This is a genomic window from Rhizobium bangladeshense, assembly GCF_001662075.1.
Lineage (GTDB): Bacteria > Pseudomonadota > Alphaproteobacteria > Rhizobiales > Rhizobiaceae > Rhizobium > Rhizobium bangladeshense_B.
The window spans coordinates 19,027-31,173 of sequence record NZ_LYPL01000020.1 but is presented as its reverse complement, the minus strand read 5'-3'; the positions used below and the strand labels follow the sequence as shown (position 1 = coordinate 31,173).

Genomic DNA, 12,147 nt, shown 5'->3' with positions numbered 1-12,147 from the left:
GGATTGAATCATGAGAACTGATACGACCTTCAAGCGGGCCTTCAACGAAATGATCGATGTCCTTCGGGCGCTCGATCTTGGAGCGGAACTGCCGTCCGAAAACGTACTGCGCGCCCAGCTTGGCGTGAGCAGAACGACGGTGCGGAAGGTGCTGGCGAGCATATCCGCTCGTGGGGTCATCGTATCTGAAGCGCACAGGCGGATCATCCGTGAGCACCCGCAGCAGATAGAGCGCTTTCCGAAGGAACAGACCTTAGCTAGTTCGGAACAGGTCGAGACGAGCTTTATGGAGTGGATGCTGCGCGACAATGCCTGTCCCGGCACCGAGATCAATGAGGCGGAACTCGCGAGGAAATTCGGGGTCGCAACAACGATCGTGCGTGAGTTTCTCAATCGATTCCAGAAATATGGGCTGATCGAGAAACGCCAGAATGCAGGCTGGGTTTTCAAAGGTTTCACCGCGAATTTCGCGCTCGAATTGTTCGAGATCAGGGAGATGTTCGAAATGCGCTCCGCACGATTGTTCGCGACCCTGCCCGATGGCTCGCCCATCTGGAAGCAGGTGAGTGCCATGCGGGCGGCACATTTGGAGCTGCTCGCGGATATCGACGCCCGTTTTCAGGATTTCTCGGAGCTCGACAGCCGATTCCATCGGCTCATTGCGGCGGTCGCGCCAAACCGGTTTATCGAAAGCTTCCAGGACGTGATCGCCATCGTCTTCCACTATCACTATCAGTGGAACAAGCGCGATGAGCGGACGCGCAATGAGGTCGCCATCCGGGAGCATCTCGCACTGATCGACGCCCTCGAAAGCCGCAACCTCGCCTCGATCGATCAGGCTTGCCGCGCGCATCTGACCTCCGCCCGCGAAACGTTACTCCGCTCGATCGCGTGACGTCGCCGCCGCTCAGAGGATCGTAAGGAACTTCGCCACGTTTGCAGCACTCGTTACAGCGGTTCAGCCGGGTTTCATCTCCCGCAGACGGCGCTCGCGGCAGGCAATGATCGCCCGGTCGATGATCAGGCTGGGTGCGAGGTGATCGTCGAAGACCATATCGACCTCGATCACCCGGCACTTTTGTACCAAGTCCGCCGCCTTGCCGTGATGGCCGGCGAGGCGGACGAAATCCTTCGAGGTGGTGACGATGAGAAGATCCTGGCGCTCGGCGGTCGTCAGGATATCGCCGATCTCGTCCTCGGTCAGGTGCTCGTGGTCGCCGAAGGTCTTGGCGACGGCGATCTCGGCGCCGCGCGATTCGACGGTGCGGAAGAATTTGCCGGGGTCGGCGATGCCGGCAAAGGCCAGCACCCTGATGCCGGCGAGCCTATCGTCGCCGCGCACCTTGAGCGATGCGGTGAAATAAGGCTTTGCCGCGCGCGCCGCCATGCGCACGATCCTGTCGGCGGCATGGCCGCCGCCGACCTTCAGCAAAGCTGTCGCCGAGCGCAGCTGCTGGCCGATCGGGGCGCGGACCGGGCCGGCCGGCACGATATGGCCGTTGCCGAGGCCGCGCGTCGCATCGATGACGAGCAGGGCATAGTCGATCGCCAGCCGGGCGCTCTGGAAACCGTCATCCATGATGATGAGGTCAGCGCCTTCCGCGACCAGGCGCCGAGCCCCCTCGATGCGCCGCCGGGATATCACCGTCAACGCCTCCTGGGCAAGCAGCAGCGGCTCATCGCCGACGGCGACGGCCCGGTGATGATGAGGATCGACCACCGTCGTCACGTCGAGCGAGCCGCCGTAGCCCCGGCTGAGAAAGCCGGGCTTCAGGCCTTTCGCCTTGGCTGCGCGGGCGATCGTCAGCGCCGTCGGCGTCTTGCCGGCGCCGCCGACGGTGAAATTGCCGACGCAGATGACGGGAACGGAAACGGAGGCGCGGCGCGCATGGGCCATGCGGTAGCCGGCGACACGGCCGTAGAGAAAGGAAAGCGGCGCCAGCATCCAGGCCCGCCAATCGGCTTTCCTCCACCAGAACGGCGGCGCTTCGGATATCATCTTGCCGTCCCGCTCCCCTGCCCGGCTTCAGAACCGGCCCCTTGCTTTTCGACCGGCCGGATTGAGAAGCCAAAACCGGTGAAAATGCAAGTCCTTGCCAAGATCGCGACGCGTTAGGCCGGCTGCAGGTCCGGCAGTAATGTCTCGATGGCGGTGATATCGTCGAGCACATGGTCGGCGGCGGCGGCAAGCGAAGCCCGCGAGCCGGTGCCGGTCAGCACCGCGATCCTGAGCCCCGTCCCGGCATTCAGGCCCATGTGCAGATCATGATTGTTGTCGCCGACGATCGCAACCTCTTCCGGCAAAAGGCCGGTCGCGGCGCAGAAGCCGAGCACCATGCCGGGTTCCGGCTTGACGCCGAAGCCGCTGTCATAGCCGGCGATGTAATCGACGTAACCGGCAAAACCGAAGCGTTCGGCCGTCTGGCGGATCGAGCGTTCATTGTCGCTGGAGGCGACGCCGAGCTTGAAGCCACGCTGGTGCAGCCTGGCGAAGAAGCCGGCGAGGTCGGTCACCGGCACGGAAAATTCGGCAGCGCCGGAAAAGAGATCGTCGAGGCGGGTCGTCAGTTCGCCGACATCGACCATCGAACCGGCGGCGACGAGCCCCTCGGCAATCTGGCGGGTATTGCCGGCAGCGAGCAGGCTGTCGGGAACGATGTGGCCGGTCCGAGGATCCATGCCGCAAGCCAAGAGCAACCGGTCTGCGAGAAGCGGATCGCCCTTGGCGGCGATGCGGGCAAGCTCGCGATTGACCGGCAACCAGCTCTCGTCATAATCGAGCAGCGTGCCGTCCTTGTCGAAGAGGATGCCTTTGATACAAGCCGGGCCCGACATCGCGCCTCCTCAGAGCTGGGCGACGGCTTTGGGCAGCAGGCGCGCCTTGACCGTCAGCGGATTGATATAGGGTTCCAGCCCCTTCACCGTCGCCGTGAGCGCGCCGCGCATCTCGTGCACGGTGGCGATGCCGGCTTCGATCATCTTGCGGCGGGCGTCGTCGTTGATCAAAAGGTAATGCACGCCCTTGGCCAGCATTTCGGTATCGCGCACCATGCGGGCGCTGCCGCTGCGGGCGAGCTTCTGATAGGCCTCGCGGAAATTCTGCACATTCCCGCCGGAGAGGATGGCGCAGCCAAGCATGGCCGGCTCCAGCGGGTTCTGCCCGCCTTCGGCAAACAGCGAACGGCCGACGAAGGCAATCTCCGTCAGGCGAAGATAAAGGCCCATTTCACCGATCGTATCGCCGAGGAAAATATCGACATCCGCCGACAGGACGTCGTCGCGGGTGCGGCGGGCAACCTTGAGGCCCTGCTTGACCAGAGCCGCCTCGATCTCGTCGCTGCGTTCGGGATGGCGCGGCACGATGATCGTCAACTGGCGATCACGTTCCTTCAGGGCGCGATGGACGATGCCGGCGGCATTCTCCTCGCCGTCGAAGGTCGAAATCGCGGCCCAGGTCCTACGATCGCCGATCTGCTTCTTGTAGCGGGCGAGGACGGCGCTGTCATAGGGCGGAGCGTCGGTATCGACCTTGAGATTGCCCGAGGTGATGACGGGAACGGCGCCAAGATCGCGGAAACGCTCGGCATCGATATCCGACTGGGCGATGACAAGGGCGAGATTTTCGAACAGGGCTTCGGCAATCGATGGGCGGCGGCGCCAGCGGGCAAAGGAGCGGTCCGACATGCGGGCATTGATCAGGATCTGCGGAATGCGGCGGCGGCCGAGTTCCAGCACGGTTGCCGGCCAGATCTCGGATTCGGCGATGATGGCGCAGTCGGGCTGCCAATAATCGAGAAATCGGCTGACCGACGGTTTCAGGTCGAGCGGCACATATTGATGGATCGCTTCATCGCCGAGGCGCTCGGCGGCGAGCCTGGCCGAGGTGATGGTGCCGGTCGTCAGGATGACGTGGATGTCGCGGCGGCGGATTTCGCGGATCAGCGGAATGACGGCATTGGTTTCGCCCACACTTGCGGCGTGAAACCAGACGAGCGGGCCCTGCGGCCGGTTGGCGCTCGGATAGCCGAAGCGTTCCAGGCGGCGCGCGCGGTCTTCCTTGCCCTTGGCCGTGCGGTAGGTGATATAAAGGCCGACGACAGGAGAGGCTACGGTTCCCGCCAGACGATATGCGCTCAGACCGAAACGCGCCATCCGGGAGCTCATTGCGCCAACCTCCGATCCAAGACGATCGACATCAAACCCATTCCCTGATTATCGTTGCGGCCGAAATGGCCGATTAATTTGTTCAGAATGCGTCAAACGATCCGGATCAACGGACGGCCGATACACGAAGCCCGGCGCGACCGATGGCGGCCGCCGGCACTTGGCGCAGAATCGATGGCCGAGGTCAGTGGCCGCCAGCCTTTTCCTGCGGATCGAGCAAACGATGCATGTGGACAATGAAATAGCGCATATGCGCATTGTCGACCGTCTGCTGAGCCTTCGCCTTCCAGGCCGTCAGTGCCGTGGCATAATCGGGAAAGATGCCGACGATATCGAGACCCTTCAGGTCACGGAACTGGACGTCATCGAGGCTTTCCAGTTCGCCGCCAAAAACGAGATGCAAAAGCTGCTTCTTGTCACCGGACTCAGTCATTTTCTTGTTCTCTTTCTGCCCATTCTCCTCCGCCACCCCATCTGCGGGATTTTGACGGAAACGTCAACTGTCTCGTCGCCCGGCAAAGGCTGCGAGGAACTCATCGATGCGCGGCGCCGGCGCCGCACACAGCACCTTGTGGGTAACTTCGGCGCGATTGTAGACGATCGGATTTCCGTCGAGGTCGACGAGGCAGCCGCCGGCGCAGGCCAGGATCAGATCGGCGGCGGCAAGGTCCCAATCATGCGAATTGCCCTTGACGAACGTGCCGTCGAGCCGCCCGTCCGCCACCATGGCAATGCGATAGGCAAGCGAGGGAATGTATTTCTCACGCCTCACCCGTTCGCGAAACGCCGGTGGAAAGGTCTTCAACAGATCTTCGCCGATTGCCAGCCGGCGCATCTCCTCCGGCAAGGCGGCCGAAACGGTGATGGGTACGCCGTTCTTCAGCGCCGGGCCGCCCTCGACGGCTTCGTAAAGTTCTTCAAGCGCCGGGGCGTAGAGCACGCCGGCGACCGGGCGGCCGGCATGCACGACCGCGACGCTGACGCACCAGACCTTCTGCCCGCCGAGGAAGGCGCGCGTGCCGTCGATCGGATCGATGATGAACAGCGTCTCGAGCCCCAGGCGATCGGCATCGTCGTCGGTTTCTTCAGACAACCAGCCATAATCCGGCCGCGCCTTGCGCAGGATCGATTCCAGCGTCTTGTTGGCGGCGAAATCGGCGGCGCTGACGGGAGAGCGATCGTCATTCTTCCACCAGACCTCGGGAGACTGGTTGAAGAAGCCGAAGGCGACCGCGCCGGCCTCCCTCGCAGCCTCGGCGATCAAGGCGAGATCGCCCTGCCAGCGGAGCTTTTCCCTATCGCTCATCGCGTCAATCGTTTCCTTCTGCCCTTTTTCACTGTCCTTTTTCACTGCCCTGCGAGCGTCATGCCTTCGATGGCGAAGGTGGGTGCGGCGACGCCGAACTTGCGGTCGATGTCGTTTGCCGGCGTCAGGCGCATGAACATGTCCTTGAGGTTCGAGGCGATCGTCACCTCGGACACCGGGAAGGTGAGTTCGCCGTTCTCGATCCAGAAGCCGGTGGCGCCGCGGCTATATTCGCCGGTGATCATGTTGACGCCGTGGCCGATCAATTCGGTAACGTAAAAGCCGCTGCCGACGCTGCGGATCAGTTCCTCCGGCGAGATGTCGCCGGGTTCGAGGGCGAGGTTGGTGGAGGACGGCGAAACGGCGGTGCCGCCGCGCACGCCGCGGCCATTGGTTTGAAGTCCGAGCTCGCGGCCGGTCGAGGTCGAAAGGAACCAGTGCTTCAGAACACCGTCTTCGATCATCACCAGCCGCTCGCCGGACACACCCTCGCCGTCGAAGGGTCGCGAGGCGGGGCCACGCACGATCAGCGGATCGTCGGTGATCGACAGGCCCGACTTCAGCACCTGCTGACCCATCCTGTCGCGCAGGAAGCTGGTCTTGCGGGCGACGGCGGCACCGTTGATCGCGCCGGCGATATGGCCGACGAAGCCGCGGGCGATACGCGGATCGAAGATGACGGTGACGTTCTTGCCGGTCGGCACCTGGCGCGGATTGATCCGCTTCACCACCCGTTCGCCGGCACGGCGGCCGATGTCGGCGGGGTCGTCGAGCTCGGCATAATAAAGGCGGGTGTCGAAATCATAGTCGCGTTCCATGCCGGTGCCTTCGCCTGCGATGACGCTGACGGAATGGCCGAAACGGGAGCCCATGTAACTGCCCGCAAAACCGTGCGAGGTGGCAAGAACAAGGCCGCCCATGCCGGCGGATGCGCCGGCGCCGGAGGAATTGGTCACACCCTTGACCGCAAGGGCGGCCGCCTCGGCGGCAAGGGCTGCCTCGCGCAGCATCTCGGAGGACACCTCGGTGGCATCGAACAATTGCAGGTCGGGATAGGATTTCGCAAGGCTCGCCTCATCGGCGAGGCAGGCGAAGGGATCCTCCGGGGAAACCCTGGCCATGGCGACGGCGCGTTCGGCAAGCGCCTGCAGATCGAAGCCCGGATTGGCCGAAACGCTGGCGACGCGTTTGCCGATGAAGACGCGCAGGGAAAAATCGTCGCTTTCGGAGGATTCCGTTCCCTCGACCTTGCCAAGACGAACGCTGACCGATTGCGACCGCGAGCGAACGACGACGGCGTCGGCGGCGTCGGCCCCTGCCTTCCTTGCCAGATCGATCAATTGACTTGCGCGGGAAAGAAGTGTCGAGGAATCGATTTCAGAGGACATGATTTGGCCTTTCCTTCGGCTTCCATTTATTGTGCACTCTCCCAAGCATCAAGGCCGCCGCCGCCGATTCTTTATCGGGACTGCCTGCATGCTTCCGCCATCTGAAAGAAATTGTCAGCATGTCAGCGCCCAACGCCCTTTTTTCCGAAACGATCCTGCTGCTCGGCGGTGCGGTGGTCGCCGCTCCGATCTTCAAGCAGCTCGGACTCGGCACCGTCCTCGGCTATCTCGCCGCCGGCATCGTCATCGGTCCTGTTTTCCACGGCATTACCGATGGCGAACAGATCCTCGGCGTAGCCGAGCTCGGCGTCGTCTTCCTGCTGTTCATCATCGGGCTGGAATTGAAGCCCAGCCGCCTCTGGCAGATGCGGCGCGACATTTTCGGCCTCGGCACGGCGCAGGTGGTGGTGACGGGGCTGGCGCTGACCGCGCTTGCCTGGTTTTCTGAAGTGCTCGACTGGCGCGGCAGCATCGTCGCCGGCTTCGGCCTGGCGCTGTCATCGACCGCCTTCGCCATGCAGATCCTCGAGGGCGACGGCGACGTCAATACGAGATACGGGCAGCGTTCATTCTCGATGCTCTTGTTCCAGGACCTGGCAATCGTGCCGCTCTTAGCGCTGATCACCGTTCTCGACGGCAGCGGCAAAAGCAGCAACGCACCGCTGACCGATTTCGCGGTGGCCGTCGGCGCGGTCGCGGCGATGGTCGTCGCCGGGCGCTACCTGCTGACGCCGCTCTTCCAGGTCATCGCCCGCACCGGCGCGCGAGAGGCAATGATCGCGGCCGCCCTCTTCGTCGTCATGGGATCGGCAAGCCTGATGCAGCTTGCCGGACTTTCAATGGCGATGGGCGCCTTTCTCTCCGGCGTGATGCTGGCCGAATCTTCCTACCGGCACGAGCTGGAGGCCGATATCGAGCCGTTCCGCGGCGTACTGCTCGCCATCTTCTTCATCGCCGTCGGCCTGTCGCTGGAGCTCGACGTTCTCTTCGACAACGCGCTCTTCGTCATCGTCGCCGTACCGATCGTGATGACGGTCAAAGCGACCATCATCTACGGGCTTTGCCGGATCTCCGGCTCGCCGCACGATGACGCGATCCGCATTGCCTTCCTGCTGCCGCAGGGCGGCGAATTCGGCTTCGTGCTGTTCACAACGGCGGGAGCGGCCGGGCTGATGTCGACGAGCACCGCATCGCTGCTGGTGGCGGTCGTCACGCTCTCGATGGCGCTGACACCGATCGGAGCGGCACTTTCGAAGCGGCTGCTCAGCGGCGACGCACAGGAGGAGCTGGACGAGGATTTCGAGGGTGCGGGCGCCGACGTGCTGATGGTCGGCTTCTCGCGTTTCGGCCAGATCGCCGCCCAGATCCTGCTTGCCGGCGGGCGCAGCGTCACCGTCATCGATTTTTCCGCCGACCGCATCCGCCAGGCCTCCTCCTTCGGCTTCCGCATCTATTTCGGCGACGGCATGCGCAAGGATGTGCTGCGCTCGGCCGGCATCGACCGGGCAAAGATCGTGCTCGTCTGCACGCAGAAGAAGGAGATCACCGACAAGGTGGTGGAACTGGTGCAGGCCGACTATCCGCACACAAGGCTCTACGTGCGCTCCTACGACCGCATCCATTCGATCGAGCTGCGCAACAAGGGCGTCGATTACGAACTGCGCGAAACGCTGGAATCGGGCCTGCTCTTCGGACGGCGGACGCTGGAGGCGCTCGGCGTCTCCGAGATCGACGCCTATGAGATCGGCGAGGATATTCGCAAGCGCGACGAGGCGCGGCTTGCCCTGCAGGTCTCCGAAGGGCTGCAGGCCGGGCGCGACATGCTGTTTTCCCACCCGGTGCGCCCCGAACCGCTGGTCAAACCGAAACGCGCCGCCGATCCTTTCGAGGACGATCCGTTGGAGGGCACCGCGGACGCAACGGCCGATGCCTGACCCCGTCTTGTCCGGACCGTCCAACGAGCTGGCCCGCAAAAGTGACGCATTGATTGTCAGCAGGGCGGCGTTTATCAAGCGGGCAATCGGCGCGATCCGAGAGGGAAATTTGGTCAGGCGGACGAAACACATCGAACAATGGGCACTGCGCATCCTGTGCGCCGTCGCGCTTGTCTTCGTCGGGCTCGCCCATCAAGCGCCCGCCTCAGCCGCAGGCACGTTCGATCCGGCCGAGCTCGCTCAATACGCACTTCCGGACGGGACCCTGCCGACGCTTTGCGTCACCGTCACGGATGAGTCTGGCACCGACAACTCCGGCACCGGCAAGCACGACAAGGCGCATTCGCATGGCTGCGAAGCCTGCCGGATCGGCGCCTCCACGCTGCTGCCGGCGCCGACGGATGTGGCCGGCGCGCCGATGGGCTTTGCGGTTGCGGTCGAATTGCCGATCCGGGCCGAGGCCTTCCATCGCCAGCTCTTTCCGCCCAATACCGGCCCGCGCGCGCCCCCTTCCGATCCGATCCCTGCCTGAACTCCGTGTTGTGGCAGGCGCCGCAACACGCCTTTCAACGCCGGCCGAGCTGCGCTCCAGCAGTCGCCCGTGGATACGGATCCCTTCTCATGTCGACCATTACTGCCGCCGAACCGGTGCAGCACGCCGCCAGCGGCGTTTCGCTCTACCGCGCCATCTGGCGCTGGCATTTCTTTGCCGGGCTTCTCGCCATTCCCTTCATGCTCAATCTGGCCGTGACCGGATCGCTTTATCTCTTCAAGGACGAGATCAACAGCACCGTCTTCGCCCACCGCTACATTGTCCAGCCGGCCGGCCAGGCGCTGCCGGCGGAGCGGGTTGCTGAGATCGCCGCTGCCGCCGTGCCGGGCTCGACGGCGACCTCCTACAAGGACCCGGCCGGACCCGAACGATCGGCCATCGTCACCCTCTCCGGCGAGCCCGGTGCGATGCTGGCCTTCGTCAATCCCTATGAGGGCAAGGTGCTCGATGTGGTCGGATCGACCGCCGAGTTCAATTATGTCGTCAAGCGCATCCACAGCCTCGCCTATTTTGGCAAGGCGGCGAACCGGCTGACCGAGATTGCCGGCGGCTTTGCCATGGTGCTGGTCGCGACCGGCATCTATCTCTGGTGGCCGCGCCGTCAGACGGGCGGTGTCGTCAGCGTCCGGGGAACGCCGGGCCGCCGGGTTTTCTGGCGTGACCTGCATGCGGTGACAGGAGCTTTTGCCGGCCTGCTGATCTTCTTCCTGGCAATCACAGGCATGCCATGGTCGGGCTATTGGGGCGCGAATGCCAATGCCTGGCTGACCGAACAGGGCCTCGGCTATCCCGTCCAGCTCTGGGACGACGTGCCGAAGTCGCAGAAAGTCACCGAGGACATCCTGCCGAAGAGCGGCTGGATCGTCGAGAAGGCGCCGGTTCCGCTTTCCGATATCGCCGCAGCGCAATCGGCCAAGCCGATTGGCCTCGACAGAGCTGTGGAGATCGCCAAGCGGCTGGGCATGGCACCGGGTTTCGACATGGCGATCCCCTCCGACGAAACCGGCGTCTATACCGCCTCGCTCTATCCCGACGATCTCGCCGACGAGCGGACCATCCATATCGACCAATATTCCGGCAAACCGCTGATCGATATCGGCTTCAACCAATATCCGTTCCTCGGCAAGGCGATCGAATGGGGTATCAATGTCCACCAGGGACAGGAATGGGGCCGGCTTAACCAGTTGCTGATGCTCGCAACCTGCCTCGCCATTGTGCTCAGCTGCGTAACAGCAATCGTCATGTGGTGGAAACGGCGCCCGGCGGGCCGGCTCGGCGTGCCACCCATGCCGCCAAGGCGCTCGGTCTACTACGGCCTGTGGGTGATTACCGCAATCTTCGCCGTCGCCTTCCCGATGAGCGGGCTTGCCATTGTCGTCATGATCGCCTTCGACCAGATCGTCGTGCGCTTCGTGCCCGTGTTGAAACGCGTTCTCGCCTGAAGGAGACCACGAGATGAAGACCATCATTGCCCTTCTTGCCTGCTTCCTGCTCGCATCCGTGGCGTCCGCAGACGACGATCCGCAGCAGGTCATCCCGGCAAGGCTGAAGCTGATGTTCGAAACGGCGGACAAGCCCCTCAAGCTCACGCCGGTCGTCGCCGTTCAGGCCGATTGGGCGATCGTCGGCTGGCGGCAGGACGGACGTGGCGGACGCGCCCTGTTGAAAAAGACGCATCACGGCTGGAGCATCTATCTCTGCAGCGGCGACAGCCTGAAGGATGCCGGTACGCTGCAGAAAATCGGGCTTTCGGCGAATGACGCGGCTGCGCTGGCTGCGAAACTGCGGGATGCCGAGGCGAACATCGATCCCTCCACACTTGCACTGCTCTCAAGCTTCGAGGGCACCGTCATGATGATGAACGAAGCATCGAACGGCGCGGGCGGCGGCCATGAAGGCCACGCCCAATAATGCTTTAGCGCTTCAGCCGCGCTTCGATTTCCCGGTCGAGGGCGATTTTCAGCTCGTCCTTGACGCCGACCGACATGGCCAGCACGTCGCGGGCCTTGAGGAAATCCATCACGCCGGTGCGGCCGACCGCCGGACGCAGGAAGATGTGCGGCTGGCAGAGCTTCAGCTTCAGCGAGATCGCCGTCTGCATCATCAACTGGCCGGAGCCGAAGATGCTCTCCATGCGGTTCGGAATATGGGTGCCGTCGCCCTCCGGCGCGCCGACGACATCGATGCCGACGATGATATCGGCAAGATCCATCAGGGGTTCATAGGGCACCGGATTGCTGATGCCGCCGTCGATCATCACCCGGCCGCGCAGGCGCACCGGCATGAAGACGGCGGGGATGGCGGATGAGGCGGCGAGCGCCGGAAACAGCTCGCCGTCATCGATGACGACCTCGTTCTGCCCGTAATAATCGGTGGTGATGACCTTCATCGGCACCAGCAGATCTTCGAAGCGGGCCGGCAATTCGGCCGGCAGGAAAGCCTTGAGGATCCGCTCCAGATTGAACTGGCCGATGCGGATGCCCTTGGCCACGGCATCACGTACCGTCGTCGGCCTCAGGCCCCAGATGCGGGCGACGACCGCCGTCTTGTTGCCGACTGTCGTCAGCGCATGTTCGCGGATTTCGGCGCCCGACATGCCGGCGGCCATGCCGGCCCCCATGATCGCCCCCATCGACGAGCCCGATATCGCCACCGGGCGGATGCCGAGTTCGTCGAGCGTCTCGATGATATGGATGTGGGCAAGTCCGCGTGCGCCGCCGCCGCCGAAAGCGACCGCGACCGTCGGAAGGTCGCTGATCGCAGGCAGTTTCGGGCTGATGAATTCTGCCTGCTGCACGCCCC

The 12,147-nt window shown here is 63.6% G+C and carries 12 protein-coding genes; 5 read left to right on the top strand and 7 right to left on the bottom strand.

The features are described 5' to 3' along the window. The first annotated feature begins 10 nt into the window (after positions 1-10). Positions 11-895 carry a GntR family transcriptional regulator gene (locus A7X77_RS28085; RefSeq protein ID WP_064686114.1) on the top strand — a complete coding sequence of 295 codons (885 nt, stop codon included), beginning with the start codon at positions 11-13 and terminating at the stop codon, positions 893-895. A gap of 63 nt (positions 896-958) precedes the next feature. Here the strand turns inward: A7X77_RS28085 and lpxK are convergent, their stop codons facing one another. The 6 genes from lpxK to A7X77_RS28055 form a co-directional block, all read right to left on the bottom strand. Next, the gene (lpxK, locus tag A7X77_RS28080; RefSeq protein WP_064686113.1) at positions 959-1,999 is read right to left on the bottom strand and encodes a tetraacyldisaccharide 4'-kinase; all 1,041 of its coding nucleotides are present in this window, start codon (positions 1,997-1,999) and stop codon (positions 959-961) included. Between the two features lie 113 nt (positions 2,000-2,112). Next, a complete protein-coding gene (locus A7X77_RS28075; protein ID WP_064686112.1) occupies positions 2,113-2,835 on the bottom strand; it encodes an HAD family hydrolase in 723 nt (240 codons plus the stop codon). 9 nt (positions 2,836-2,844) lie between these two features. Beyond that, a complete protein-coding gene (gene waaA, locus A7X77_RS28070) occupies positions 2,845-4,164 on the bottom strand; it encodes a lipid IV(A) 3-deoxy-D-manno-octulosonic acid transferase (protein WP_064686111.1) in 1,320 nt (439 codons plus the stop codon). Positions 4,165-4,348: 184 nt separating this feature from the next. Next, positions 4,349-4,597: a DUF4170 domain-containing protein gene (locus tag A7X77_RS28065; RefSeq protein ID WP_004673745.1), complete on the bottom strand. Its 249-nt coding sequence runs from the start codon at positions 4,595-4,597 to the stop codon at positions 4,349-4,351. A gap of 63 nt (positions 4,598-4,660) precedes the next feature. Then, the gene (locus A7X77_RS28060; protein WP_064686171.1) at positions 4,661-5,470 is read right to left on the bottom strand and encodes a 3'(2'),5'-bisphosphate nucleotidase CysQ; all 810 of its coding nucleotides are present in this window, start codon (positions 5,468-5,470) and stop codon (positions 4,661-4,663) included. 41 nt (positions 5,471-5,511) lie between these two features. After that, positions 5,512-6,858, bottom strand: coding sequence for a TldD/PmbA family protein (locus A7X77_RS28055; RefSeq protein ID WP_064686110.1), 1,347 nt, complete (start codon positions 6,856-6,858; stop codon positions 5,512-5,514). 119 nt (positions 6,859-6,977) lie between these two features. On the opposite strand from A7X77_RS28055, the gene A7X77_RS28050 reads away from it, so the two are divergent. The 4 genes from A7X77_RS28050 (at position 6,978) to A7X77_RS28035 (ending at position 11,256) form a co-directional block, all read left to right on the top strand. Further along, positions 6,978-8,792, top strand: a complete 1,815-nt coding sequence (locus tag A7X77_RS28050; RefSeq protein WP_064686109.1) for a monovalent cation:proton antiporter-2 (CPA2) family protein — start codon at positions 6,978-6,980, stop codon at positions 8,790-8,792. A 109-nt stretch (positions 8,793-8,901) separates the two neighbouring features. Beyond that, a complete protein-coding gene (locus A7X77_RS28045; RefSeq protein ID WP_064686170.1) occupies positions 8,902-9,324 on the top strand; it encodes a DUF2946 family protein in 423 nt (140 codons plus the stop codon). A gap of 89 nt (positions 9,325-9,413) precedes the next feature. Beyond that, complete coding sequence (locus A7X77_RS28040; protein ID WP_064686108.1) at positions 9,414-10,787, top strand: PepSY-associated TM helix domain-containing protein; 1,374 nt, start codon at positions 9,414-9,416, stop codon at positions 10,785-10,787. A 13-nt stretch (positions 10,788-10,800) separates the two neighbouring features. Beyond that, a complete protein-coding gene (locus tag A7X77_RS28035; protein ID WP_064686107.1) occupies positions 10,801-11,256 on the top strand; it encodes a copper uptake system-associated protein in 456 nt (151 codons plus the stop codon). Positions 11,257-11,260: 4 nt separating this feature from the next. Here the strand turns inward: A7X77_RS28035 and A7X77_RS28030 are convergent, their stop codons facing one another. Continuing rightward, positions 11,261-12,142: a patatin-like phospholipase family protein gene (locus A7X77_RS28030; RefSeq protein ID WP_064686106.1), complete on the bottom strand. Its 882-nt coding sequence runs from the start codon at positions 12,140-12,142 to the stop codon at positions 11,261-11,263. Positions 12,143-12,147 lie beyond the last annotated feature (5 nt).